The 26,173-nt window shown below is 57.6% G+C and carries 26 protein-coding genes and 1 pseudogene; 20 read left to right on the forward strand and 7 right to left on the reverse strand.

Annotated features, from left to right (window positions below; genetic code table 11):
* The first annotated feature begins 119 nt into the window (after window positions 1–119).
* A complete protein-coding gene (gene mpl, locus ACSEMK_RS19055; RefSeq protein WP_015368582.1) occupies window positions 120–1,493 on the forward strand; it encodes a UDP-N-acetylmuramate:L-alanyl-gamma-D-glutamyl-meso-diaminopimelate ligase in 1,374 nt (457 codons plus the stop codon).
* 68 nt (window positions 1,494–1,561) lie between these two features.
* A complete protein-coding gene (locus tag ACSEMK_RS19060) occupies window positions 1,562–2,083 on the forward strand; it encodes a GNAT family N-acetyltransferase (protein ID WP_430915331.1) in 522 nt (173 codons plus the stop codon).
* Window positions 2,084–2,136: 53 nt separating this feature from the next.
* On the opposite strand, the gene yjgA is transcribed toward ACSEMK_RS19060, so the two are convergent.
* On the reverse strand, window positions 2,137–2,688 hold the full coding sequence (yjgA, locus tag ACSEMK_RS19065) for a ribosome biogenesis factor YjgA (RefSeq protein ID WP_015368580.1): 552 nt from the start codon (window positions 2,686–2,688) through the stop codon (window positions 2,137–2,139).
* Window positions 2,689–2,782: 94 nt separating this feature from the next.
* Between yjgA and pmbA the strand changes: the two genes are divergently transcribed.
* The 14 genes and pseudogenes from pmbA (at window position 2,783) to ACSEMK_RS19135 (ending at window position 14,164) form a co-directional block, all read left to right on the forward strand.
* On the forward strand, window positions 2,783–4,135 hold the full coding sequence (pmbA, locus tag ACSEMK_RS19070) for a metalloprotease PmbA (protein ID WP_045360325.1): 1,353 nt from the start codon (window positions 2,783–2,785) through the stop codon (window positions 4,133–4,135).
* Window positions 4,136–4,199: 64 nt separating this feature from the next.
* Entirely contained in the window at window positions 4,200–4,586 is a 387-nt protein-coding gene (cybC, locus tag ACSEMK_RS19075) for a cytochrome b562 (RefSeq protein ID WP_015368578.1), read from the forward strand.
* 278 nt (window positions 4,587–4,864) lie between these two features.
* Window positions 4,865–5,203: a PRD domain-containing protein gene (locus ACSEMK_RS19080; RefSeq protein ID WP_015368577.1), complete on the forward strand. Its 339-nt coding sequence runs from the start codon at window positions 4,865–4,867 to the stop codon at window positions 5,201–5,203.
* 10 nt (window positions 5,204–5,213) lie between these two features.
* Complete coding sequence (locus ACSEMK_RS19085; protein ID WP_015368576.1) at window positions 5,214–5,576, forward strand: SFCGS family glycine-rich protein; 363 nt, start codon at window positions 5,214–5,216, stop codon at window positions 5,574–5,576.
* Between the two features lie 2 nt (window positions 5,577–5,578).
* A complete protein-coding gene (locus tag ACSEMK_RS19090) occupies window positions 5,579–5,878 on the forward strand; it encodes a DUF4312 family protein (RefSeq protein ID WP_015368575.1) in 300 nt (99 codons plus the stop codon).
* 21 nt (window positions 5,879–5,899) lie between these two features.
* The gene (locus ACSEMK_RS19095; RefSeq protein ID WP_015368574.1) at window positions 5,900–6,676 is read left to right on the forward strand and encodes a DUF4311 domain-containing protein; all 777 of its coding nucleotides are present in this window, start codon (window positions 5,900–5,902) and stop codon (window positions 6,674–6,676) included.
* 13 nt (window positions 6,677–6,689) lie between these two features.
* Complete coding sequence (locus tag ACSEMK_RS19100; RefSeq protein WP_015368573.1) at window positions 6,690–7,334, forward strand: DUF4310 family protein; 645 nt, start codon at window positions 6,690–6,692, stop codon at window positions 7,332–7,334.
* 111 nt (window positions 7,335–7,445) lie between these two features.
* A complete protein-coding gene (locus tag ACSEMK_RS19105) occupies window positions 7,446–8,579 on the forward strand; it encodes an amidohydrolase/deacetylase family metallohydrolase (protein WP_087858328.1) in 1,134 nt (377 codons plus the stop codon).
* The gene (locus tag ACSEMK_RS19110; RefSeq protein WP_430915330.1) at window positions 8,563–9,681 is read left to right on the forward strand and encodes a DgaE family pyridoxal phosphate-dependent ammonia lyase; all 1,119 of its coding nucleotides are present in this window, start codon (window positions 8,563–8,565) and stop codon (window positions 9,679–9,681) included. The genes ACSEMK_RS19105 and ACSEMK_RS19110 overlap by 17 nt, the downstream gene beginning before the upstream one ends.
* Window positions 9,678–10,418, forward strand: a complete 741-nt coding sequence (gene dagF, locus ACSEMK_RS19115) for a 2-dehydro-3-deoxy-phosphogluconate aldolase (RefSeq protein WP_020079796.1) — start codon at window positions 9,678–9,680, stop codon at window positions 10,416–10,418. The genes ACSEMK_RS19110 and dagF overlap by 4 nt, the downstream gene beginning before the upstream one ends.
* A gap of 66 nt (window positions 10,419–10,484) precedes the next feature.
* Window positions 10,485–11,636 carry a lactonase family protein gene (locus tag ACSEMK_RS19120; RefSeq protein ID WP_430915329.1) on the forward strand — a complete coding sequence of 384 codons (1,152 nt, stop codon included), beginning with the start codon at window positions 10,485–10,487 and terminating at the stop codon, window positions 11,634–11,636.
* A 22-nt stretch (window positions 11,637–11,658) separates the two neighbouring features.
* Window positions 11,659–13,569: a BglG family transcription antiterminator gene (locus ACSEMK_RS19125; protein WP_213794684.1), complete on the forward strand. Its 1,911-nt coding sequence runs from the start codon at window positions 11,659–11,661 to the stop codon at window positions 13,567–13,569.
* A 77-nt stretch (window positions 13,570–13,646) separates the two neighbouring features.
* Window positions 13,647–13,889 (forward strand): type II toxin-antitoxin system RelB/DinJ family antitoxin, encoded by a 243-nt coding sequence (locus ACSEMK_RS19130; RefSeq protein WP_002886901.1) that lies wholly within the window; start codon window positions 13,647–13,649, stop codon window positions 13,887–13,889.
* Window positions 13,879–14,164, forward strand: a pseudogene (locus tag ACSEMK_RS19135) (type II toxin-antitoxin system RelE family toxin). The gene ACSEMK_RS19130 and the pseudogene ACSEMK_RS19135 overlap by 11 nt, the downstream one beginning before the upstream one ends.
* A 3-nt stretch (window positions 14,165–14,167) precedes the next feature.
* On the opposite strand, the gene nrdG reads toward ACSEMK_RS19135, so the two are convergent.
* The 3 genes from nrdG to ACSEMK_RS19150 all read right to left on the reverse strand — a co-directional run bounded on the left by nrdG (window position 14,168) and on the right by ACSEMK_RS19150 (window position 18,233).
* On the reverse strand, window positions 14,168–14,632 hold the full coding sequence (gene nrdG, locus ACSEMK_RS19140; protein WP_430915328.1) for an anaerobic ribonucleoside-triphosphate reductase-activating protein: 465 nt from the start codon (window positions 14,630–14,632) through the stop codon (window positions 14,168–14,170).
* Window positions 14,633–14,994: 362 nt separating this feature from the next.
* Window positions 14,995–17,133: an anaerobic ribonucleoside-triphosphate reductase gene (gene nrdD / locus ACSEMK_RS19145; protein ID WP_087858331.1), complete on the reverse strand. Its 2,139-nt coding sequence runs from the start codon at window positions 17,131–17,133 to the stop codon at window positions 14,995–14,997.
* Between the two features lie 356 nt (window positions 17,134–17,489).
* Complete coding sequence (locus ACSEMK_RS19150; protein WP_430915327.1) at window positions 17,490–18,233, reverse strand: MurR/RpiR family transcriptional regulator; 744 nt, start codon at window positions 18,231–18,233, stop codon at window positions 17,490–17,492.
* A gap of 261 nt (window positions 18,234–18,494) precedes the next feature.
* Between ACSEMK_RS19150 and ACSEMK_RS19155 the strand changes: the two genes are divergently transcribed.
* From ACSEMK_RS19155 to celB, 3 genes are all read left to right on the forward strand, one after another.
* Window positions 18,495–18,803 carry a PTS sugar transporter subunit IIB gene (locus ACSEMK_RS19155; protein ID WP_020079792.1) on the forward strand — a complete coding sequence of 103 codons (309 nt, stop codon included), beginning with the start codon at window positions 18,495–18,497 and terminating at the stop codon, window positions 18,801–18,803.
* Window positions 18,804–18,893: 90 nt separating this feature from the next.
* Window positions 18,894–20,201 carry a 6-phospho-beta-glucosidase gene (locus ACSEMK_RS19160; protein ID WP_032709707.1) on the forward strand — a complete coding sequence of 436 codons (1,308 nt, stop codon included), beginning with the start codon at window positions 18,894–18,896 and terminating at the stop codon, window positions 20,199–20,201.
* Between the two features lie 25 nt (window positions 20,202–20,226).
* A complete protein-coding gene (celB, locus tag ACSEMK_RS19165) occupies window positions 20,227–21,579 on the forward strand; it encodes a PTS cellobiose transporter subunit IIC (RefSeq protein ID WP_015704207.1) in 1,353 nt (450 codons plus the stop codon).
* A 56-nt stretch (window positions 21,580–21,635) separates the two neighbouring features.
* Here the strand turns inward: celB and treC are convergent, their stop codons facing one another.
* The 3 genes from treC to treR form a co-directional block, all read right to left on the reverse strand.
* Window positions 21,636–23,291, reverse strand: coding sequence for an alpha,alpha-phosphotrehalase (gene treC / locus ACSEMK_RS19170; RefSeq protein WP_087858335.1), 1,656 nt, complete (start codon window positions 23,289–23,291; stop codon window positions 21,636–21,638).
* A gap of 51 nt (window positions 23,292–23,342) precedes the next feature.
* On the reverse strand, window positions 23,343–24,761 hold the full coding sequence (treB, locus tag ACSEMK_RS19175; protein ID WP_213317467.1) for a PTS trehalose transporter subunit IIBC: 1,419 nt from the start codon (window positions 24,759–24,761) through the stop codon (window positions 23,343–23,345).
* A gap of 130 nt (window positions 24,762–24,891) precedes the next feature.
* Window positions 24,892–25,839 (reverse strand): trehalose operon repressor TreR, encoded by a 948-nt coding sequence (gene treR / locus ACSEMK_RS19180; protein WP_087858337.1) that lies wholly within the window; start codon window positions 25,837–25,839, stop codon window positions 24,892–24,894.
* Window positions 25,840–26,020: 181 nt separating this feature from the next.
* Here treR and mgtL point away from each other — a divergent pair, with 181 nt between their 5' ends.
* Entirely contained in the window at window positions 26,021–26,074 is a 54-nt protein-coding gene (gene mgtL, locus ACSEMK_RS19185; protein WP_219340445.1) for a mgtA regulatory leader peptide MgtL, read from the forward strand.
* Window positions 26,075–26,173 lie beyond the last annotated feature (99 nt).

The raw sequence follows: 26,173 nt of genomic DNA on the forward strand, positions 1-26,173 counted from the left end.
TAATAAAAAAACTGCGCACAGGTGAATCGCGCCAGCAAATGCAGATTTGCCTGAAATGCATTTCTCAGGGGGCCTACATATGGGTAAAATGCGGGTCAGATTAATGAGGGAAGTAACGAATGCGCATTCATATTTTAGGAATCTGTGGCACGTTTATGGGGGGGCTGGCAATGCTGGCACGTTCCCTCGGGCATCAAGTAACCGGCTCGGATGCTAACGTTTATCCGCCAATGAGCACCCTGCTGGAAAACCAGGGCATCGATCTGATTCAGGGCTATGACGCCAGCCAACTGGACCCGCAGCCGGACCTGGTGATTATCGGCAACGCTATGACCCGCGGTAATCCGTGCGTCGAAGCGGTGCTGGAAAACAACATTCCGTACATGTCCGGCCCGCAGTGGCTGCACGACTTCGTTCTGCGCGACCGCTGGGTGCTGGCCGTCGCCGGTACTCACGGTAAAACCACCACCGCCGGCATGGCGACGTGGATCCTCGAAGCCTGCGGCTATAAGCCGGGCTTCGTTATCGGCGGCGTACCGGGGAACTTCGATGTTTCCGCACGCCTGGGCGACAGCCCGTTCTTCGTGATTGAAGCCGACGAATATGACTGCGCCTTCTTCGACAAGCGTTCCAAGTTCGTTCACTACTGCCCGCGCACGCTGATCCTCAATAACCTTGAGTTTGACCATGCGGATATCTTTGACGACCTGAAAGCGATTCAGAAACAGTTCCACCACCTGGTGCGCATCGTGCCGGGCAAAGGCAAAATTATTCTGCCGGAGAGCGACATCAACCTGAAGCAGGTGATGGCGATGGGCTGCTGGAGCGAACAGGAGCTGGTGGGCGAGCAGGGGCACTGGCAGGCGAAGAAACTCAATGCCGATGCCTCGCAGTGGGAAGTCCTGCTCGACGGCGAAAAAGTCGGCGAAGTGAACTGGGCGCTGGTCGGCGAACATAATATGCACAACGGCCTGATGGCGATTGCCGCGGCGCGTCATGTCGGCGTGGTGCCGGCGGATGCCGCTAACGCGCTGGGCAGCTTTATCAACGCCCGCCGCCGCCTTGAACTACGCGGCGAAGCCAACGGCGTGACCGTCTACGACGATTTTGCCCACCATCCGACGGCCATTCTCGCGACGCTGCAGGCGCTGCGCGGCAAAGTCGGCGGCACCGCGCGTATTCTGGCGGTGCTGGAGCCGCGTTCCAACACCATGAAAATGGGCGTCTGCAAAGACGATCTGGCGCCGTCTCTCGGCCGCGCCGATGAAGTCTTCCTGCTACAGCCGCAGCATATCCCGTGGCAGGTGGCGGAAGTGGCGGAAGCCTGCGTTCAGCCGGCGCACTGGAGCGCCGACGTCGATACGCTGGTGGACATGATCGTGAAAACCGCGCATCCGGGTGACCATATTCTGGTGATGAGCAACGGCGGCTTCGGCGGCATTCATCAGAAGCTGCTGGATAAACTGGCGCAAAAAGCGGTCGCGGCAGAATAAGCGCGAACGCTTCCGGTTACTGCCCTCCGCGTGAGGGCAGTTTTGTTTTTGCCACCAGGGATTGTGTGATGCTGACCTGTGAAAGAGTACTTTCTACCGACTCGCCCCATTTCGCCACGCTTGACGCGCTGTACGCCCGCGCCTTTCCGTGGCACGAACAGCGCGAAAGCGACGCCAAACTTCAGGCGCTGAGCAACCCGCACTATGCGTTGGAAGCGTGGTTTGATGACGGGGGATTTATTGGCCTGAGCGGCTGCTGGCAGTTTGCCGGTTATAGCTATATCGAACATCTGGCGATTGATGACACCCTGCGTTCGCGCGGTTATGGCAAACAGCTGCTGGCGCAGATCCTGACGCGCGCGCCGCTGACCATTCTGGAAATCGATCCGCTCACCAGCGAAATCGCCCATAAACGGCTGCGCTTTTACCAGTCGATGGGATTCCATGCCAATGCCTGGGCGCACCGCCATCCGACCTATCATCAAGGGATCGACGATCATGAACTGCTGGTATTGAGCTATCCGCAACCGATCGATGTGGCGCAGTATCAGCAGTTTGCCCGCGATTTAGGGCGAGAGGTGATGGGGTAGCCCGGATAAGGCGCAACGCGCCGCCATCCGGGAGATGGCGGTTAGCGTGGGAATTAGCCTTCGTTTTCGGCCAGTTCGCGCAGATACTGGAAGATCAGGCGCGCGGATTTTGGCGGCTTGTTGCCTTCTTTCTCTTTTTTGGCATTGCGGATCAGTGAGCGCAGCTGCTGACGGTCAGCGTCTGGCCACAGGTTCAATACCTCTACGACCGCATCATCGCCATTATCAATCAGGCGATCGCGGATTTGTTCCAGCTTATGGAACAGCGCCACCTGCTGGTTGTGACGGTTCTTCAGCTTATCCAGCGCCTGGCGAATCGGATCGACGTCGCGGTTACGCAGCATTTTACCAATCAGCTGCAGCTGGCGGCGGCGGCCTTCTTTCTTGATACGCTGGGCGAGTTCAATGGCGTCGCGCAGGTCGGTATCGAGCGGCAGCTTATCCAGCGCGTTCTTACCAAGGTCTACCATTTCCGCGCCAAGACGCTTCAGTTCTTCCGCATCGCGCTTAATTTCACTCTTGCTGACCCAGATAATTTCATCATCTTCATCTTCAACGTCATCACCGGGCACGTCGTCGAGCCAGTCTTCGGGCTGCTTTGTCATCTCAGGCTCCTTAAAAAAGAGGCTAATGTTACCAGTTAAGGCGCGCACTGAAAAACGGTTCTCTGTTAGACTTCAGTTAACTCCTTCTTACATTATGGCATTAGCAATGAAAGTCATCTCTCAAGTTGCACAGCAGCGTAAGACGCTGGAAGAAGCCGTTAGTACGGCACTGGAACTGGCGGCAGGCAAATCCGACGGTGCGGAAGTCTCCGTCAGCAAGACCACCGGCATCGGCGTCAGCACCCGCTACGGTGAGGTGGAGAATGTTGAATTCAATAGCGACGGCGCGCTCGGCATCACCGTTTATCATCAAAACCGTAAAGGCAGCGCCTCTTCGACCGACCTGAGCCCGGACGCTATCGCCCGTACCGTGCAGGCGGCGCTGGATATCGCGCGTTACACCTCGCCGGACCCGTTTGCCGGCGTGGCGGATAAAGAACTGCTGGCCTTTGACGCCCCGGATCTGGACCTGTTCCATCCGGCGGAGGTCTCCCCCGATGAAGCCATCGAGCTGGCGGCCCGCGCCGAGCAGGCCGCCCTGCAGGCCGACAAACGTATCACCAATACCGAAGGCGGCAGCTTCAACAGCCACTATGGAATTAAAGTGTTCGGTAACAGCTATGGCATGCTCCAGAGCTATTGCTCTACCCGCCACTCGCTCTCCAGCTGCGTGATTGCCGAAGAAAACGGCGATATGGAACGCGACTACGCCTACACCATTGGCCGCGCCCTTGGCGATTTACAGACCCCGGAGTGGGTCGGCAACGAATGCGCCCGCCGCACTTTGTCGCGCCTGGCGCCGCGTAAGCTGTCGACGATGAAAGCGCCGGTTATCTTCGCCAACGAAGTGGCTACCGGGCTGTTTGGCCACCTGGTTGGGGCGATCGCCGGCGGCGCGGTCTACCGTAAATCGACCTTCCTCCTCGACTCCCTCGGCAAACAGATCCTGCCGGAGTGGCTGACCATCGAAGAACATCCGCATCTGCTGAAGGGGCTGGCCTCCACGCCGTTCGACAGCGAAGGCGTGCGCACCGAACGTCGCGACATCATCAAAGACGGCGTGCTGACCCAGTGGCTGCTCACTAACTACTCCGCGCGTAAGCTGGGTATGAAAAGCACCGGCCACGCCGGCGGCATCCATAACTGGCGCATCAACGGCCGCGGCCTGAGTTTTGCAAAGATGCTTAAAGAGATGGGCACCGGGCTTGTGGTCACCGAATTGATGGGGCAGGGTGTCAGTGGCGTGACCGGCGACTACTCGCGCGGCGCATCCGGTTTCTGGGTAGAAAACGGCGAAATTCAGTATCCGGTCAGTGAGATCACCATCGCCGGAAATCTGAAAGAAATGTGGCGTAATATTGTCACCGTCGGCGACGATATCGAAACGCGCAGCAATATTCAGTGTGGTTCCGTACTGCTGCCGGAAATGAAAATCGCCGGTCAATGACCTGTGTGCCGGGCGCGTCCTGCCGCGCCCGCTTGATATCTTCATAATAAAAAGGAAGTGAGCAATGCGTAAAAAACTGTTAGCGATGCTGGCCGTCTCTGCTTTTGCGCTCGGTTCGGCATCGGCGTTCGCCGACCTTGGCGAAGACATGGACACCCTTGCGGAAAACCTGCAGGTGGTACAGAAAACCTCAGACATTGGCGAGCTGAAAGCGGCGCTGAATAAGATGCGTACCGCTGCGGTTGACGCCCAGAAAGAGACGCCGCCAAAACTGGAAGGCAAAGCGGCCGATAGCCCGGAGATGAAAGATTTCCGCCACGGTCTGGAGACGTTGGTCGGCCAGATCGACGGCGCGCTGAAGTTAGCTGACGCCGGTAAGCTGAAAGAGGCGCAGGCCGCCGCGGAGGACTTCAAAACTACCCGCAATACCTACCATAAGAAGTATCGCTAATCGCCGTTTTCGGGAGGCGTCAGCCGATGTCTCCCGCCTAAAAACCTACCTGTATCACATTTTTCCCTTTTCTTTTTCCGGTCTTTTTCCGCTCAACCTCGAGCATTGTTGTGATGCGTATCACGTCATATCGCCTGTTTTTACATTTATCCGGTGAATATGTGGAGTCGATCACCTAAGCCTTCTCCCTTTCCACTTCGAAGTGGAAAACAACTCGCTACAAACTCCTGACCCCCGGCGCTACTTTGGATTCCAGAGACATCAGCGGGGTAACACAAGTGAATAACGGAGCGGTAATAAACGACGTAGGGGAGCAGGCGGCGCAGACCGAACGCCTGGCTGACAAGATGTTACAGCAGGTCTTCGCCCTGTTAAGCCGTCACGACATCGTCCCTAACGACGTTCAGGAGCAAATGCTGACTTCCCACGTGCGGGCCATGGCCCACCGGTCAATCAGCGGCGAACCGCTACCGGAAGTGGATGCCAGTCTGTTCGAAGAAATTTCTGAAGATTCAATGATGCTGGCCCGCGAAGTGGTCGCACAGTTCGGCAACCTGCCTGATGAAGAGGCCTGGTTGTTGTCCGTCCACTTCGAAGTCGCAAAAGAAAACCTGTAAGGAGCAAAACATGGAACAAATCACCGTAGTTATTGGCGACCGTCTGGGTAAAGGACAAAAAGTCGCGGCAGGCGCAGAAAAAGCCGGCGCACGTGCAGTGGTCGTCCCTGGCGTTGCTGCAGACATGAAACTTGGCGACATGATGAAAGCGGAAAACGCCTCTTTCGGCATCTCCTTCTGCGGCAGCGGCGGCGCAGGCGCTATCACCGCGCAGACCAAGTACGGCTACAAAGCAAAATACGGCATGCGTTCTATTGAAGAGGGCGTCACCGCCATCAACGAAGGCTGCAACGTGCTGGGCTTCGGCTTCATGGATAAAGAAGAGCTGGGCGAGCGTCTGGTTGAAGCCTGGAAAAAGAAATACGGCGCATAAGTATGAAAGAGCAATTCACCACCACGGTGAGGGTTGCAGGCAAAGGCGAAAGCAAATCACGGGCCTTCGCCGATGCCCTGAACCATGTGCAGGCTGCGGTGATGAAGTCATCATCGCGCATCCTACTGCGTATTGAGCCACAGGACGTGACGGTTGTTCATGCGCGCGAAGCGGTACGAAAAGAGGCGTTTCTGTTCATCTTTTTGCGCCGTGAACGACGGACCTACAGCGTGGAGCTGGACGTCACCGTCAACGTGACCGCCATCGATCTCGATAAAGTGGATTTCGTCACGCAAACCTGATTGTTACCAAAGGGTCAGATTATGTTCCTGATAATTTTAATAAAATCGCTCATCATCGGCGGCCTGGTCGGCGTCGGCGTGGGCGCCGGAGCGGCACGCATGTTTCACGCGCCCACCACGCAAGGGATGGGGGCGTTTCGTACCTTGGGCGAGCTGAATTCCTGCGAAGGCGATCCGGCTTCTCACTTCTCTTTTGGTCTCGGCTTCTTCTTTAACGCCTGGGCCTCTTCCGTTGCAGCAGGCTCCTTCACCCAAGACGTTGACCACCGCATTATCCCGAACTGGGGCGCGGCGGCGTTGATGGTGAAAAATCGTAACGTTGGCGAAACGCTACACGATCCGAAAAAAATGGCGATTGCCTGCGGCATCATCGGCATGATCGTCGTCGCCTTCCTTAACCTGACCGCCTCTTCCGTACCGGAAGCGCTGCAGGTCACCGCCGTTAAGGTATTGGTTCCGGCGGCAAACCTGCTGGTGAACACCGTGATGCCGGTGATTTTCTGGCTGGCGGCTATTGATGCCGGTAAGAAATCAGGCTTCTGGGCGACGATTTTCGGCGGCGCGGCGCAGCTGATTATGGGTAACGCCGTACCGGGTCTGGTACTGGGGATCCTGATCGGTAAAGGCGTAGAAGAGAGCGGCTGGAACCGGGTAACCAAAGTGATGATGATCGCCATTGTCGCGCTGTTTGTCCTCAGCGGCTTCTTCCGCGGCTTCGACATGAAGATGCTCGAATCCTTCCATCTGACCGTGCCGAACTGGCTGGACATGATCCACAACTCACTCAGCGGCAAGTAACGGGAGCCTGATAATGGAACAGAATAAAGGTTTTTGGTATGCCGACTGGTCGTTCCCGATCTTTGTTGGCCTGCTCTCCTCCGGCGTCTTCGCCGGGACGCACATGTACTATCTGTACGGCATCGGCGCCTTTAACGAAGTGGCCTTCGTGGCGATGTTGAAGGCAGGGATTGATACCGGCGCGTACGGCGCGGTGGCGGCATTCGGCGCGAGCTTCCTGTTCGCCCGCATCATCGAAGGTTCGCTGGTGGGGATTCTGGATATCGGCGGCGCCATTCAGACCGGTATCGGCCTCGGCGTACCGGCGCTGCTGCTCGGCGCGGGCTTTGTCTTCCCGGTGGCGAACTTCGCCGCGTCGCTGGCAACCGGCCTGATCCTCGGCCTGGCGGTCGGCTACATCATCATTCTGGCGCGTAAGTTCACCATCAACCAGAGCGACTCTACCTACGGCGCTGACGTGATGATGGGGGCCGGTAACGCCTCCGGCCGCTTCCTCGGTCCATTGATCATCCTCAGCGCGATGACGGCGTCTATTCCTATTGGGATTGGTTCTTTGGTTGGCGCACTGCTGTTCTACATCTGGCAGAAACCGATCACCGGCGGCGCCATCCTCGGCGCGATGATCCTCGGTTCCATCTTCCCGATTGCGATTAGCTAATTGCCCGATGGCGCTGCGCTTATTGGCCTACAAGTCAGCGCGATTTGTAGGCCCGATAAGGCGGTACGCCGCCATCCGGCAACAGATTCACTCTTTCATCAGGAGATAGCTATGTTTGATTTACTCCTGCGCCGTGCGCGCCTCGTCGACGATACCCTGACTGATATCGCCATCCAGGACGGGAAAATCGCGGCGCTGGGCGAGATTAGCGCGCCCTCCCGTAAAACCATTGAGCTGAACGGCAACGTTTACGTCAGCGCTGGCTGGATTGACTCTCACGTTCACTGCTACCCGAATTCACCGATTTATCACGATGAGCCGGATAGCGTCGGCATCGCCACCGGCGTCACCACCGTGATCGATGCCGGCAGCACCGGCGCCGACGACGTTGATGACTTCTATCAACTGACCCGCAAAGCGGCGACGGAAGTTTATGCGTTGCTCAACATCTCCCGCGTCGGGCTGATTGCGCAGAATGAGCTGGCGAATATGGCCAATATCGACGCCGCCGCGGTGCAGCAGGCGGTGCAGCGTCATCCTGACTTTATCGTCGGCCTGAAGGCGCGGATGAGCAGCAGCGTCGTCGGCGAAAACGGCATTACGCCGCTGGCGCGCGCCAAGGCCATTCAGCAGGAAAACGGCGATCTGCCGCTGATGGTGCACATCGGCAATAACCCGCCGAACCTCGATGAAATCGCCGATCTGCTGAGCAGCGGCGACATCATTACCCACTGCTATAACGGCAAGCCGAACCGTATTCTTAATCCTGCCGGCGAGCTGCGCAGCTCCATTACTCGCGCTCTGCAGCGCGGCGTGCGACTCGATGTCGGCCACGGTACCGCCAGTTTCAGCTTTGAAGTGGCGCGGCGGGCAATTGCGATGGGCATTCTGCCGCACACCATTAGCTCCGATATTTACTGCCGTAACCGTATCGATGGCCCGGTGCGCTCGCTGGCGCTAGTGATGTCGAAATTCCTCGCCATCGGCATGACCCTGCCGCAGGTGATTGACTGCGTGACCGTCAGCGCCGCCGAGGGGCTGCGCCTGGCGCGTAAAGGGCGCCTCGAAGTGGGCTTTGATGCCGATTTAACGCTATTTAGCCTGCAGCATCAGCCCACGTTGCTGGTGGATGCCGAAAAAGAGAGCCTGCAGGCTGACAACATTCTGGTGCCGCTGGCCGCGATTCGCGCGGGCAAGGGCTATCTGACCGAACAAGGGAGCGCGGAACATGCCTTCGATTTTTGAGAAATACCATTTAAAACAAGTTATTAATACTTCAGGCCGGATGACGGCGCTGGGCGTCTCCACGCCGCGCCCGGAAGTGGTTGAAGCCGCGATGGCCGGTATGAACCAGTACTTTGAAATGAAAGACCTGGTGAATAAAACCGGCGAGTACATCGCCAAACTGCTGGATGTGGAAGGGGCGACCGTTGTCTCCTGCGCGTCGGCGGGGATTGCCCAGTCGGTCGCAGCGGTGCTGGTGAAAGACAGCGACTGGCTGCTGGAGAACCTGCACGTTACGCCAGTTGAGAATAACGAAATCGTGTTGCCGAAAGGGCATAACGTCAACTTCGGCGCGCCGGTTGGCACCATGGTGGCGCTGGGCGGCGGTAAGCTGGTGGAGGCGGGCTACGCCAACGAATGTTCTGCCCAACAGCTGGCGGCGGCGATCACTCCGCGCACCGCGGCGATTCTGTATATCAAATCCCACCACTGCGTGCAAAAAAGCATGCTTAACGTCGCGCAGGCCGCGGAAGTAGCGCGCCAGCATAACTTACCGCTGATCGTCGATGCGGCGGCGGAAGAAGATCTGCAGTGCTACTACCGCATGGGCGCCGACCTGGTTATCTACAGCGGCGCGAAAGCGATTGAAGGGCCGACCAGCGGGCTGGTGATTGGCAAAACCCAGTACGTTGAATGGGTTAAACGCCAGTCGATGGGAATTGGCCGCGCGATGAAAGTGGGAAAAGAGGGCATTCTCGGCCTGACCTGCGCCATTGAACACTACCTGACGGCGACCAAAGAGAGCGGCCAGCAGATGGTAGCCAAGATGACGCCGTTTATCGAACAGCTCAACACTCTCAACGGCGTGACCGCGCGGGTGGTGTGGGATAGCGCGGGCCGCGATATCGCTCGTGCCGAAATTAAATTTGATGAAGCGACCACCGGCGTGAATACCGGCGATCTGGTTAACGCGCTGAAGCAGGGCGAATACGCCATTTACTTCCGCGGCTATAAAGCGAATGAAGGCATTATTGAAGCCGATGTCCGCAGCGTGAACGCGCAACAGCTGGATGTGGTCGCTCGCCGCATCGCAGAAGTTCTGAATAAGGAGAAAAAAGCATGAAACTGACCCCAAACTTTTACCGTGACCGCGTGTGTCTGAACGTACTGGCGGGCAGCAAAGACAACGCCCGTGAAATTTACGACGCGGCGGAAGGTCACGTACTGGTTGGCGTGCTCTCCAAAAACTATCCGGACGTCGCCAGCGCGGTGGCCGATATGCGTGAATACGCGAAGCTGATTGATAACGCGCTCTCCGTCGGGCTGGGCGCAGGCGACCCAAACCAGTCGGCGATGGTGAGCGAGATTTCTCGCCAGGTGCAGCCGCAGCACGTCAACCAGGTCTTCACCGGCGTGGCTACCAGCCGCGCGCTGCTCGGGCAGAATGAGACCGTGGTGAATGGCCTGGTCTCGCCGACCGGCACGCCGGGAATGGTGAAGATCTCAACCGGCCCGCTGAGCAGCGGCGCGGCGGATGGGATTGTTCCGCTGGAAACCGCCATCGCGCTGTTAAAAGATATGGGCGGCAGCTCAATCAAATACTTCCCGATGGGCGGCCTGAAGCACCGCGCTGAGTTCGAAGCCGTCGCCAAAGCCTGCGCCGCGCACGATTTCTGGCTGGAGCCGACCGGCGGTATCGATCTGGAAAACTACAGCGAGATCCTGAAAATCGCGCTGGATGCCGGCGTGAGTAAAATCATCCCGCATATTTACAGCTCGATTATCGATAAAGCCAGCGGCAACACCCGCCCGGCCGATGTGCGCCAGTTGCTGGAGATGACCAAACAGTTAGTGAAGTAGTGCCTTTGCCCCTCACCCTCAAAGGGTGAGGGGAAACTTATCCCACCGAACCATCAAGGAGTTACCATGCCAACCGCTCGTCACCTGCTTGTTGCTTCACTGTCTTTGCTTGCCGCCGGCGCCGCCGCGCAAACCCACTACGCCTGGATTGGCACCTATAATCCTAATGGCGAAGGTCTGTATCGCTTTACCGTCGATGCCAAAACCGGCGCTCTGCGCGATAAGGCGCTGGTAAGCTCGTTGCCGAACGTCGCGCAGCTAACCGTGTCGCGCGATGGCAAAACGCTGTATGCCGCCAGTGAAGTCGAAAAAGGCGTGGTGCAGGCGTGGCGAATTGACAAGAACGGCGAGCTGACGGAACTCAACCAGGTTGCCTCCGGCGGCGCCGGGCCGGTGTATCTCTCCCTGACGCCGGAGGGTAAATATCTGTTGGTGGCCAACTACGTTAGCGGCAGCACCGCCGTGCTACCGGTGAAAGAAGATGGTAGCCTGGGCGAAGCGGTGGATGTGCATCAGGATGAAGGTCCGGCCGGCGCCGAACGTCCGGCGGCGGCCGTCGAGGGCAGCTTTGCTATTAGCGATCACAATGGCCCGCATGCCCATATGATCGCCGCCGATCCCAGCGGAAAGTTTGTTTACTCCACCGATCTCGGGCTGGATCGGATCTATCAGTATCGGCTGGATAGCGCCAGCGGCAAACTGACGCCAAACGATCCGCCGTTTATCGCCGCCTCGTCGCCGGGCGCCGGTCCGCGCCACTTCGTCTTTACGCCAAAGGGCGACGGTCTGTGGCTGATTAACGAAGAAGCGTCGACGCTGACCTTCTATCATCTTGATAAGCAAAGCGGCCTGCTGCGCGAAGGCAAAACCGTCTCCGCGCTGCCGAAAGAGTATAAGGGCACCAGCTTTGCCGCGGGCCTTGTGCTGAGCAACGATGGCAAACAGCTATACGTCGCCAACCGCCTGCATAACAGCATTGCTCACTTTAGCGTGTTGGCTGACGGCAGCCTGAGCCACCAGGAGGATATCTGGACGCGCGGGGATTACCCCCGTACGCTGACGCTGGATAATCAGGGGCAGTGGCTGTACGTCATGAACCAGCGTAGCGATAATATTACCCGTTTTAGCGTGGCGCCGAAGGATGGCAAATTAACCTTTGCCTCAGACTACACGCCGGTCGGTAGCCCATCGCAGATGGTGATATCCGCCCAACCCTGAGCCGTAACAACAAGGAACTGACATGCGATTTCCCAACCAACGCTTAGCGCAACTCTTCACCCTGCTGCGAAATGAAACGCTGCCGCAGGATGAACTGGCGCAGCGGCTGTCGGTTTCTACCCGTACCGTGCGCGCTGATATTACCGCGCTGAATGCGCTGTTGGCGCAGTATGGCGCGCAGTTTACCCTCAACCGCGGTAGCGGTTATCAGTTGAAGATTGACGACCGATCGCGTTTTCAGGCGCTGGAGGAGACGGCGCCGAAGACGCAGCACGTGCCGCGTACCGCCCAGGAGCGCATCCACTTTTTGCTGGTGCGTTTTCTGACGTCGGCATTCTCTATCAAGCTGGAAGATCTGGCCGATGAGTGGTTCGTCAGCCGCGCCACGCTGCAAAATGATATGGTCGAGGTGCGCGAGCGCTTCCAGCGTTATCAGTTGACTCTTGAAACCCGCCCGCGCCACGGCATGAAGCTGTTCGGCAGCGAGGTATCGATTCGCGCCTGCCTGACCGATTTACTGTGGGAGCTGACGCTGCAGGGCGGCATTAATCCGTTGATTAGCGCCGAGGCGCTGGAAGCGGATGTTCCTGCGCAACTGGAACCGGTGCTGCAGGAGACGCTCACGCGGCATCATATTCGCCTCACCGATGTCGGCGAGCGCTTTATCTGCCTGTACGGCGCGGTTGTGGTGCGCCGCGTGAGTGAAGGCTACCCGCTGGCCGATTTTAGCGCCGAAGATGTGGCGCAAAACGTCCGCGACGCCGCGCGTGATTTGGCGGGAGAGCTACAGCGGTTGGCCGGAAAACCCTTCTCGCCCGCCGAAGAAGAGTGGCTGTGCGTGCATATCGCCGCTCGCCAGGTACAGGATGTCGACCCGGAAACGATCAGCGCCGACGATGACGAAGCGCTGGTCAATTACATTCTGCGTTACATCAACAGCCAGTATAACTACAACCTGCTGGACGACGCCCAGCTGCACGCCGATCTGCTGACCCACATTAAGACCATGATCACCCGCGTGCGCTATCAGATAATGATCCCCAATCCGCTGCTCGATAACATCAAACAGCACTATCCGATGGCATGGGATATGACACTTGCCGCGGTATCGAGCTGGGGTAAATACACGCCTTATACCATCAGCGAAAACGAAATCGGCTTTCTGGTGCTGCATATCGGCGTCGGGCTGGAACGCCACTACAACATTGGCTACCAGCGCCAACCGCACGTATTGCTGGTATGCGATACCAGCAATGCGATGGTGCGGATGATCGAAGCGATCCTGCAGCGCAAATATCCGCAGTTGGAGATCGCCGCCACCATTTCCCAGCGCGAGTACGAACAGCGAGAAGCGATCGATGAGGACTTTGTTATCTCAACGGTGCGGATTAGCGAAAAAGATAAACCGGTGGTGACCATCGCGCCGTTCCCCACCGATTACCAGTTGGATCAAATTGGCAAGCTGGTGCTGGTGGACCGTACCCGTCCGTGGATGTTGAATAAGTACTTCGATGCCGCCCACTTCCGGGTGATCGATAAGCCGATGGATCAGCAAACATTGTTCGCCGAGCTGTGCCAGCAGCTGGAGCAAGAAGGTTTTGTCGATGCAGAATTTCATGATTCGGTGGTCGAGCGTGAAGCGATTGTCAGCACCATGCTGGGTGACGGTATTGCGCTGCCGCACGCCCTCGGCCTGTTAGCGAAAAAGACGGTGGTCTATACCGTTATTGCTCCGCAGGGAATCGCCTGGGGCGACGAAACCGCCCATATCATCTTCCTGCTCGCTATTAGTAAGAGCGAGTATGAAGAGGCGATGGCGATTTACGATATTTTTGTGACGTTCCTGCGCGAGCGAGCCATGAGCCGCCTCGCCGCGACCCGCAGCTTCGATGAGTTTAAAACGGTGGCGATGGAGTGCGTCAGCCGGTTTTGAGAGGCGTTTTCCAGATTCGAATGTAATTCAAATGTAATGCTATAATGCATTACAAAATTCCCCTTTCTGGAGGCATAATGGCCACGCTCAATGTTCGACTGGACGATAAACTCAAAAAAGAGGCTTATGCCGTGCTGGAGAAACTCGATATGACGCCAACGGAGGCGGTACGCCTGCTGTTTCAATACATTGCGGAAAATGGCCGCATGCCGGTGAAAAGTATGACCATCAGTGATGGCGAAGCGGCGTTATTACGCACCGTTCGCGAACGGCTGGAAAACCCACGGCCGGGGGTTAAGGTGAGTCTGGATGACCTATGAACTGGAGTTTGATCCACGAGCCTGGCGCGAATGGCAGAAGCTTGGTGAGACGGTCAAAAAACAGTTCAAAAAATAAGCTCCTGCAGATTGTGCAGAATCCGCGAATGGAGTCGGCCAGGCTGAGCGATTTACCGGATTGCTACAAAATCAAGCTTAAGGCGTCAGGTTATCGGCTGGTGTATCAAGTACGAGATAGTGTGGTGGTGGTTTACGTTATTGCCATTGGCAAAAGAGAGAAAGCGGCCGTTTATCATCAGGCGAATAAACGGCTCTAAACGCTATCGCAAATGATGCATGACCTGGTTGCTGCTGCCGCGCCAGATAAGCGCCGGGTCTTTTAAATCCTGCACAAACTTACCGTCGACCAGCACGTTAATCAGGTTCACCACTTGCATCTGTGCGTCATTGAGCTCGTCGAGCTTATAGCCGGTCCAGACCCAGATATCTTTGCCCGGGCATTCGGCGCGCACGCGCTGCACCAGATTGAGGATCTCCGCGACGTTTTGCGGATGCAGCGGATCGCCGCCGGAGAGTGAAAGCCCCTGGCGTTTAATGCGGGTATCGTTGAGGTCGGCAATGATGCGGTCGGCCATCCCGGTCGTGAAGGGCATGCCGGAATTCACCCGCCAGGTGCTTTTGTTGTAGCAGCCGGGGCACTCGTGGACGCAGCCGGAGACAAACAGGGTGCAGCGAGTGCCGGGGCCGTTGACGATGTCGACGGGGTAATACTGGTGATAATTCATTTTCGCTTCTCAATTAACGCCATAGCGGCGTTGGCTGCGCTCACTCCCCCCAGTCACGTACTGAATGTACGCTCCTGGGGATTCCTTCGTTTGCCGCCTTGCTCTGACGTTAATTGCTTTGCGAAAACGGAGGAGTGGGGCCATTTCCCGGCGTCGCTGCGCTCGGCCGGGCTACCAGGGGCTGATACCCTCACCCCGGCCCTCTCCCAAGGGGAGAGGGGGAAAACCAGCGCCGGGCTTGAACGGTTCCCACTCCCAAGGGGAGAGGGGGAAAACCAGCGCCGGGCTTAATGCCGGGCTCGAACGGTTCCCTCTCCCTTGAGGGAGAGGGTTAGGGTGAGGGTGAGAACCCTGTGCAGAACTTAACCGATCTGCCCATTGCCCAGGTGCTTCACGCGGCGCTTCACTTCTTCCTGCTTGCCGGCATTGAACGGACGCGCGTCCGGGCTGCCGAGATAACCGCATACCCGGCGGGTCACCGATACGCGGGCGGCGTCGTGGTTGCCGCATTTCGGGCAGGTAAAGCCCTTGCTGGTGCACTCGAACTCGCCGGTAAAACCGCACTCGTAGCATTCATCGATCGGCGTATTGGTGCCGTAATACGGTACGTGCTGATAGCTGTAATCCCACACGTCTTCCAGCGCCTTGAGGTTATGCTGGATATTCGGATATTCGCCGTAGCAAATGAAGCCGCCGTTGGCCAGCGGAGGATACGGCGCTTCAAAATCGATCTTGTCGTACGGGTTAACCTTCTTCTCGACGTCGAGATGGAAGCTATTGGTGTAGTAGCCTTTCTCGGTCACGCCCGGTACCACGCCGAATTCGGCGGTATCGAGGCGGCAGAAGCGATCGCACAGGTTTTCGCTCGGCGTGCTGTACAGGCTGAAGCCGTAGCCGGTCTCTTCCTTCCACTGTTCAACGGCGTCGCGCAAACGCTGAACGATGGCGATGCCTTTTTCACGCAGCGCTTCGCTATCGTACATATGCTGATTGTTGTACAGCGCGTTGATGGTCTCGTGAATCCCGATGTAGCCCAGGGAAATGGACGCGCGGCCGTTCTTGAAAATTTCCGCGACGTCGTCGTCGGCTTTCAAACGCACGCCGCAGGCGCCTTCCATATACAGAATCGGCGCGACGCGGGCTTTCACCCCTTCCAGACGGGCGATACGGGTCATCAGCGCTTTGCGCGCCAGCAGCAGGCGCTCGTCCAGCAGCGCCCAGAAGGCGGCTTCGTCGCCTTTCGCTTCCAGCGCGATACGCGGCAGGTTCAGGCTGATAACGCCGAGGTTGTTGCGCCCATCGTGTACCTGTTCGCCGTTCTCGTTTTCCCACACCCCGAGGAAACTACGGCAGCCCATCGGCGTTTTAAACGACCCGGTGACTTTCACTACCTGATCGTAGTTGAGAATATCCGGATACATGCGCTTGCTGGCGCACTCTAATGCCAGCTGTTTGATGTCATAGTTCGCATCGCCGAATTTATGGTTCAGGCCGTCGCGAATAGCGAAGACCAGTTTCGGGAATACCGCCGTTTTGCGGTTTTTGCCGAGGCCGGCGATGCGGTTGCGCAGAATCGACTGCTGGATCAGGCGCGACTCCCAGCTGGTGCCGAGGCCAAAACCAAAGGTGACGAACGGCGTCTGGCCATTGGCGGTATGCAGCGTGTTGACCTCATACTCCAGCGACTGGAACGCGTCGTAGCACTCTTTCTCGGTACGCGTACGCGCATAGCCTTCGGCATCCGGGATCTGCCACTCTTCGGCAATTTTACGATGCTTTTTGAAGCTCTCGGTGACGAACGGCGCCAGCACTTCATCGATACGGTTAATGGTGGTGCCGCCGTAAATATGGCTGGCGACCTGGGCGATAATCTGCGCCGTGACCGCGGTGGCGGTAGAGATAGACTTCGGCGGCTCAATTTCGGCATTGCCCATTTTAAAGCCGTGCGTCAGCATGCCTTTCAGGTCGATCAGCATGCAGTTGAACATCGGGAAGAACGGCGAATAGTCGAGATCGTGGTAGTGGATCTCGCCGCGCTCGTGCGCCTGTACGACATCGCGCGGCAGCAGATGCTGACGGGCATAGTGTTTGGCTACGATACCGGCCAGCAGATCGCGCTGGGTCGGGATCACTTTACTGTCTTTGTTGGCGTTCTCGTTGAGCAGCGATGAGTTGGTTTGCTCGACCAGACCACGAATTTCCTGGTTCAGACGGCCGCGCTTTTCACGCTCGATATCGCGATCGTGGCGATATTCGATATAGGCGCGCGCCAGCTGTTTCCACGGGCCGGACATCAACTGGTTTTCCACGGCGGTCTGGATATCGTTGATATCGACCTGCGCGCGGCCCTGCATTTGCTGGCTAACGACTTCTGCGACGGTGGCGCAATAGTCTGCGTCATCGACTCCCGCTGCTTTAGCTGCACGCAGAATTGCTTCTTTAATGCGCTCTGACTTGAACGGCACTTTACAGCCATCACGTTTCATCACATGCGGTGTCATGATCACTCCATATATAGAACAGGTTATCCACAGAGGCGGAAGGTCTCCCAAAAGCGCGCCACGCTACGAGTAGCGGCGTTTGCCTTCGGATCCGGCCCTTTTTATCCACATCTCATCACCGCCCAACAACGACAAGATATGGTGACATAATAGACGATTAATACAATATGTAGGGCCGGGGCGCATTTTAAGTTCTATATGTAGTGATTTGCATCAAAGATGTTTGCGATTTTATTGACCCAGAACAAGGTAAAAAGGTGAGAGTACGGATGATGGGCGCTGGCGTAAATGTAAATTTAGGCGCTTAAAATATAAGCAAAAATTGGGCCCGAACGCTAAAGGAACGGGCAGAATATTCAGGCAATCAATGTATCGTTAAGCAGATCGACCAGCAGCAGCAGGGCGTAGCGGGCATGCAGCGGGTTGGCTGGCAGCGGAAGCACGGCGCTTGCCATATCGGCCAGCGCATGCTGTTCCGGGGTCAGAGCGATAATCGTCACCCCTTGCGTACGCGCCTGCAGCGTCGCGCTCTGCAATATGGTATTGGCTTCGGCGGTGGCCAGCACCAGCAGCAGGTGATCGTCATTAAGGGTACTGGCGGTCATTCGCATCAGCGCCGCATCCTGGCAGAGATTAATCGCGATGCCGGATGGCAGCAGCTGGTGCTGCAGCAGCGCCGCCAGCGCCACATCCTGAGCACCGAGGGCGAAGCAATGCACCGCGCGGGCGCTCAGCAGGCGCGATTTGCACTTCTCCACCGCCGCTTCGGCGGTGTGGCCGAGCTGGCGGGTTAGCGTATCGCCGAGGCTGCTAAGTTTGTCGCGCCAGGCGACGGGCAGGGCGGCGCTATCCGGCGTGAGCCAGCTGGCGCGCCGTTCGCTGGCCTGCGCCAGCTGTTTACGTAAATCGCGAATATCATCACAGCCCACTGAACGGGCGAAGCGGGTGATGGTGGCCGGGCTGACCCCCGCGCTGGCGGCCAGCTCATCAATGGAGGCGCTGGCGGTAAAGCTAAGATTTTCCAGAATAAAGGCGGCGACGCGCGACTCCTGAGCGCTAAAGCGGATCAATCCTTCCTGTAGTTGACCTACGATATCCATCCTGATGTTCCCTTTGGCAGTACCCGGAATTGAAAATATTTTTCACTTAGTGAATAGCCGTTTTTATAGCATCTGCGCAGGCGATTTCCTATGTCTGGCGTCGATATTTCGCAATGGCACGAAGAAATAGTGCGCAAAAATTGAGCCTCGATCACATCGGTGAAAATTATTTTCATATAGCCTTCACTATCACACAACATTAACAATATAGTCGCATAGGCCGTGAGGGCTGAAGCGATAAACACGCAAAGGGGAAGCGCAATGCCACGAATCGTACTCTGTTGTGCCGCAGGCATGTCGACCAGCATGCTGGTGAACAAAATGAAAGCGGAAGCCCAGCAGCGCGCGCTGGCGCTGGAAATCTATGCCGTAGCGGTGGCGGAATTTGAACGCGAACTGCCGAACGCCGACGTCATCCTGCTCGGGCCGCAGGTCAAATACGAAGCCGGCCGCCTGACCGCGCTGGCGGCGCCGCAGGGTAAAGCAGTGGCGGTGATTGATATGGCCGACTACGGCATGATGCGCGGCGCCGCGGTGCTGGATAAAGCGCTGGCCCTGCTCGAACGCTAATTTTCTAATCCCGTTTTTATCACCCTCACGCGCGGTCCTGGCGATCGCGCGCGGCGATCTGCATGCCGAAAAATGCGAATAGAGGTCACTATGCAAGCACTGAAAATCGCCGTTATCGGCGGCGGCAGCAGCTACACGCCGGAGCTTATTGAAGGGATTATCGTTCGTTATGAGCAGCTTCCGGTCACCGAGCTGGCGCTGGTGGATGTCGAATCCGGCAGGGAAAAAGTTGAGATCATTGCCGCGTTGGCCCGACGGATGTTGAAACATAAAGGGCTGGAGCAGGTGGCGGTCAGCGTCCACTTTACGCTCGATGAGGCGATCCGCGGCGCCAGCTTTGTGCTGACGCAGCTACGCGTCGGTCAACTGGCGGCGCGCGCCGCCGATGAACGGCTGGGGCTCAAATATCATCTGTTGGGCCAGGAGACCACCGGCGTCGGCGGGTTCGCCAAGGCGCTGCGGACGATCCCGGTGATCCTCGAAGTTGCGCGCAAAGTGGAACAGCTGGCGCCGGAAGCGTTCATTCTTAACTTTACCAACCCGGCGGGGATCGTCACCGAGGCGGTCAGCCGCTACAGCAAGGCGAAGATCATCGGCCTGTGCAACGTGCCGATCAACATGCAGCACATGATCGTCGGCATGTTGGGCGCGCAGGAGTCCGAAGTGAAACTGCGCTTTGCCGGGCTCAACCATATGGTTTGGGTGCATAAGGTGCTACAGGGGCGCGAGGATGTCACCGGTAAAGTGATCGATATGCTCTGCGACGGTAAGGCGCTGTCGATGAACAACATTAAAGAACTGCCGTGGCCGGCGGAATTCCTACGCGCGCTAAAGGCGATTCCGTGCCCTTATCATCGTTATTTCTGGCTGACGCCGGCGATGCTGGCGGAAGAGATCGCCGCAGCGAAAACCAAAGGCACCCGCGCCGAGCAGGTGATGAAGGTCGAGCAGGAGCTGTTTGCGCTGTACGCCGACCCGCAGCTGGAAGAAAAACCAGAGCAGCTGAGCTTTCGCGGCGGCGCTTACTACTCGGAAGTGGCCGTTGAGCTTATTAACGCGATTCACAACAACCTGGGCGCGGAGATGGTGGTAAACACCCGCAACAACGGCGCGATTCACGGCCTTGATGATGATGCGGTGGTGGAAACCAACAGTATTATCGATGCGCAAGGGGCGCGGCCGCTGGCGTTCGGCCCGCTGCCGCCGGCGATGAACGGCCTGACGCAGCAGGTGAAGGCCTTTGAAAGGCTGACGATCGAAGCCGCGGTACACGGCTGCCGCGAGAGCGCGCTGCTGGCGCTAGTGGCTAACCCGCTGGTCGGTAACGTCACCGATGCCCAGGCGCTGCTGGATGAAGTGTTAACGATAAACCGTCAATGGCTGACGCAATTTAACTGACCGCTATTTCCCTCGGGAGCACACCATGTCGAATACAAGCTGGATTGAACGTTACGTCATGCCGGCGGCGCTGAAAATCGCCGGGCAAAAGCACGTCCTGTCGGTACGCGATGGCATCATTCTGAATATGCCGTTTATGCTGATTGGCTCGTTTTTCCTGATTTTCGCCTACCTGCCGATCCCCGGCTATGCCGACATGATGAGCGGCCTGTTTGGCGAGGTCTGGCGCGATAAAATGCTGTACCCGGTGAAAGCGACCTACGACATTATGGCGCTGATTTCCAGCTTCGGCATTGCCTATCGGCTGGCGGAGAAGTACCGCACCATCGACCCGCTGAGCGCCGGGGCGATGTCGCTGGTGGCCTTTGTGATGACTATCCCGCAGAACACCCTCTTTACCCCGGTACACGGCGCGGCGGAGGTGATTAAAGGGGTGATCCCGGTGAGCATGGTCGGCAGCCAGGGGTTGTTTGTCGCTATTGTTATTTCGCTGCTGTCGACGGAGATTTATCGTTTGGTCGCCAGCCGCAACCTCGTTATCCGCATGCCTGACGGCGTGCCGCCGGCAGTGGCGAAATCTTTCCTCGCTCTGATCCCCGGCTTCTGTGTTCTGGCGGTGGTGCTGGCGCTGCGCCTGGCGGTTGAGGCCTCGCCGTTCGGCGACATCAACAGCATGATTGCCACCCTGATCGGTATTCCGATGCACCACGTCGGCGGTACGCTGCCGGGGATGATTATTTCGGTGATAGTGATCGGTATTTTGTGGACGCTGGGCCTGCACGGCGACGCGATTGTGCTGGTATTTATCCAGCCGGTGTGGCTGTCGAATATGTCAGAGAACCTGACGGCCTTTCAGAACGGCCAGCCGATCCCGCATATTATTACCCAGCAATTTTACGACCTGTGGATTGCGCCCGGCGGCACCGGCGCGCTGCTGGGGCTGGTGATTTTTATGTTGCTGCGCAGCCGTAGTCAGCAGATGAAACAGCTGGGGAAAATTGCCGCGCCGGGAGCGTTGTTTAACATCAGCGAGCCGATGGTGTTCGGCATCCCGCTGGTGATGAACCCGTACTTCTTCCTGCCGTTTATTTTAACGCCGGTGCTGCTGGTGATCGTGTCCTATACCGCAATGGCGACCGGGCTGGTTGCGCCGCCGGCCGGAATCGCGCTGCCGTTCACTACGCCGATCTTCATCAGCGGCTATCTGGCGACCGGCGGCCATATTTCCGGCACCATACTGCAGGTCGTGAATTTAACTATTTCGCTGGTGGTTTATTATCCGTTCTTCCGCGCCTGGGATCGGCTGAAGGCCAAAGAGGAGCACGCCTCAGCGCAGCCGCAGGAGAGCGTTATCCTTCCTGACGCTGACCGCGCGTAAACTCCAGCCCCACGAACCGGTAGCCCCGGTGAGCGTAGCGCCACCGGGGAAAAGCTTTACGCCTGCAACCACCATACCGCTTCGAACGGCCGCAGCGTCATTGCCGCCGGGCGGTTGGACGTTTCCGCATAGTTACCAATCAGCGCCCGCCAGTCGCCGGACATCTCCGGCGGCTGCCACGGCTGGAACTCACGGCTCAGGTTGGCGGCCACCACCAGGGTCTGCCCCTGCCACTGGCGGCGATAACACCACAGCGACGGATGGTCCGGCAGCAGATCCTGATAATCCCCCCAGGTCAGCACCGGCGTGGTTTTTCGCAGCGCGATCAGCTGCTGATAGGTGTAAAACACCGATTCCGGATCCGCCAGCGCCGCCTCGACGTTAATCTCGCGATAGTTATCACCCAACGCGATCCAGGGTTTTCCATCGCTGAAACCGCCGTTATCGCCGTCGTGCCACGGCATCGGCGTGCGGCTATTGTCGCGCGATTTGCTGGCCAGAATCGCCAGCAGTTCATCGGGGCTTTGCCCCTGCGCCGCGCGCTCGATAAACATGTTATGGCTTTCCACATCGCGATAATCGCTGATATTGCTGAAATGCGGGTTGGTCATGCCAATCTCTTCGCCCTGATAGATATAGGGCGTGCCCTGCATGCCGTGCAGTACCATCGCCAGCATCTTCGCCGCCGGCACTCGGTACTCGCCCTCGTCGCCGAAGCGCGACACGATGCGCGGCTGATCGTGGTTACACCAGAACAGCGCATTCCATGCCCGGTTATGCATCCCTTGCTGCCAGTGGCGGAATAGCGCTTTCAGCGCGACGTAGTCTGGACGGGCAAGGGTCCATTTTTCGCCGCCGGGATAATCGACTTTTAAGTGATGAAAATTAAACGTCATCGACAGTTCGCGTCCGTCCAGCGCGGCGTACTGCTGGCAGTGTTCAAGCGAAGTGGAAGACATTTCGCCGACGGTCATCAGGTTACGCGGAGTGAAAACATCGCGGCTCATTTCCTGCAAGAACTCATGCGCCCGCGGTCCATCGGTGTAAAAGCGCCGTCCATCGCCAATGGTATCAGACGGGAAGTTCTGGTCTTTTGATATTACGTTAATGACGTCCAGACGGAGGCCATCAACGCCGCGATCGGCCCAGAATTCGCAGACTTTTTTCAGCTCGGCGCGTACCGCCGGATTTTCCCAGTTGAGATCCGCCTGTTCGGTGGCGTAGAGGTGTAGATAGTACTGTTCGCTTTCCGCATGCCATTGCCAGGCGTTACCGCCGAATTTTGAGCGCCAGTTATTCGGCGGCGTTCCCGGCTCGCCGTCGCGCCAGATATAGAACTGGCGGTACGGGCTCGCCTTATTTAACGACTGGCGGAACCATTCATGCTCTGTCGAAGTATGGTTCAGTACCATATCCAGAACGATACGGATACCGCGCGCCTTCGCTCCGGCGACCAGTTGGTCGAAATCCTCCAGCGTGCCGTAAGAGGGATCGATAGCGGTATAGTTCGCCACGTCATACCCGTTGTCCACCTGTGGCGAAACATAGAACGGCGTCAGCCAGATAGCGTCGACCCCGAGCTTTTGTAGGTAGTCGAGACGGGCGGTGACGCCGCGTAAATCGCCGGTACCGCTGCCGGTGGTGTCCTGAAAACTCTTCGGATAGATTTGATAAATAACGCCGTTTTGCCACCAGCGGGGAAGAATATTCATATTACGTTCCTGCGAATAAAGGAGGCGCAAGCGGCGCCCCGAAAGAAGACGTTAGATAATCTGCAAGGTGCCCTGACGGTACTTGCGTTGATAAACTACGGTGGTGAGGATAATCGGCACTATCACCGCGATGGCCATCGCCATGGCATAGACCTGCCAGTAGCTTGGCTGAATCGACAGGATGCCAGGCAGGCCGCCGACACCGATGCCATTAGCCAGCACGCCGTTCAGGCCGCACAGCAGGCCAGCAAGGCCGGATCCGACCATCGCGCACAGCATCGGGAAGCGGTACTTCAGATTGATACCGTACATCGCCGGTTCGGTGACCCCGAGATAGGCGGAGATCGCCGCGGGTACCGAAATTTCGCGTTCATTTTGTTTACGGCTGGCAATAATAATGCCGACCACCGCCGATGCCTGAGCAATATTAGATAGCGCAATCAGTGGCCATACCGGCGTACCGCCGATGCTCTGTACCATCTGCATATCGATAGCAAGAGTGGTCTGATGTACGCCGGTTATTACCAGCGGCGCATACAGGAAGCCGAACAGCGCGGCGCCGATCGGCGCGAAGCTGCCGGTTAACAAATGGCGCACCGCGAAGGCCACGCCGTCGCCGATTAGACGGCCAAACGGGCCGATAACCGCATGGGCAAGGAACACCGCCAGAATCAGCGAGCACACCGGCACCACCACCAGATAGAGGTAGTCAGGCACGATGCGCTTGAGGCGCGTTTCGATAAAGCCCAGCGCCAGCCCCGCCAGCAGAGCCGGGATCACCTGCGCCTGATAGCCGACTTTCGCAATGGTAAACAGGCCGAAGTTCCACACTTCCGGCACCTGCTGGCCGAGCAGGTAGGCGTTCATCAACTGCGGAGAGACTAGCGTGACGCCAAGCACGATCCCGAGGATCGGCGTGCCGCCCATTTTCTTCACCGCTGACCAGCAGATCCCCACCGGCAGATAGAAGAAGATAGCCTCGCCAATCAGCCACAAGAAGTCATAAATCGTTTTCAACGACGGGTGCATTTGCGCCAGCGTCTGGCCGTTGCTCATGGGTAGATCGCCGATGACGTTACGGAAACCGAGGATCAGACCGCCGCTGATTAGCGCCGGCAGGAGCGGGAAAAAGATCTCGGCAAAGTGCGAGATCAACCGTTCGTGCCACTTCATGTTTTGCCGCGCGGCCTGTTTGGCCTGCTCTTTGTCGGCGGACGCCTGGCCGGTGGTGGCCAGCAGCGCCTTATAGTAATCGCCGACTTCGGTGCCGATGACCACCTGGAACTGCCCGGCGTTAGTGAAGCATCCCTTCACCATGCGCAACTGCTCAATGTCTTTCGGTTTGGCGATGGCCGGATCGTTTAGCACAAAGCGCAAACGGGTAATACAGTGGCTGACGGTGGCAATGTTGCCGCGCCCGCCCACCAGTTCGATCAGTTTATCGATGTCCTGCTGGTTTACTTTGCTCATGATGAAGCCTCAAAAACAGAGGGGAGAGATGCCGTTTTTAACTTGCATGCATCCTAACCGTTCCGTTGGCAATGCAAAATGGGAACGTTCCCGAAACTCGGCGAAGATCACATAAATCGCCCGAACGAGATTAATTCAGGGCAGCGGGAATGACGATTTGGCGGGGTTCGGCGTGGCCGGCGATCTGGTCGATCAGCTGCTGCGCCGCCTGGCGCCCGGCTTCGGCGTAGCCGGGATCGACGGTGAGGATCTCCGGATGCAGAAACTTCATCAGCGGCGTGCTGCCGACGCTGGCGAGCTGTAAAGTTTCAATACGTTGTTCCTGCAGATATTTACTGGCGCCGAGAGCGAGAGTATCGGTGGCGCAGACCAGCGCGCGGGTCTCGGGAGTCAGCACGCTGGCGACGCTTTCATACCCCTGCTTCATCGCCAGTCCCGGCAAAGCAGCGGTTGGCGTGAGCTTCTTTTGCGCGCAGAAATCGAGATACGCCTGATGACGGCGTTCCCCGGTGGTGACGTCGCTGTGCGGCACGCCGAGGAAGCTTATATGCCGGTGTCCGCGTTCATAGAGACGCTGCATCAGTAACTTGATCGCGCCATGATCGTCATAGCACACCGAAGCGAAGCCGGGGGCATCGCGCGCCAGCAGCACCAACGTTTCGCGCCACGGCGCGAGCATCTCCTCGCTAATACCGGTAAAGCCGAACAGCACCACGCCGTCGATATTGCGCCGGGCGAGCATGCCCAGATGTTCTTCCACCAGCGCCGGAGAAAACTGGCTCTCCATCATGATAGGATCGTAGCCCTGCTGATAAAAGGCGGGCAGCATGGTCTGCACCGCTAAATTTTCCGACAGCGAATCCAGACGGGTGACGATAATCGCCACCACCTTATCGCTCTGACCGCGCATGGCGCGGGCGGAGCGGGAAGGGGAGAAACCGTGCTGCTGCATCACCGCTTCCACCCGTTCGCGGGTGCGCTCGCTGACGCCGCTTTCGTTATTCAGCACGCGCGACACCGTCGATTTTCCGACGCCGCTTAAACGCGCGATATCTTTGATTGTTAGCCGGTTTTGCATACGAGGTTCTCGCCGTCGTCCGATTTGAGTGAGTCTAATGCTACTCAACGAATCCTCAATGAGCAAAGACTGGTTGATGTCCGGTTTAGTTGCCGGACGGTATGATAGCCATAATAGCCACAAATAGTTTCCTGGTCGCGGTATACTCCGCGCCGTCTTGAGTTACTTACCGGAGAATTTTATGGACCCCGATCCCACTCCTCATCCTCGATGGAGCAACCTTTCTTTCCGGTAAGCCTGTTTAGCACTGCTTTACCGGAAAGCGTAAAGCAGTGACGTCCTCGATGTCCCTGCCCTATAAAAATAATGCCTGACAGGTAAGGCTTTGCCACGC

This window comes from Klebsiella sp. K-3, assembly GCF_051207495.1.
GTDB lineage: Bacteria > Pseudomonadota > Gammaproteobacteria > Enterobacterales > Enterobacteriaceae > Klebsiella > Klebsiella aerogenes.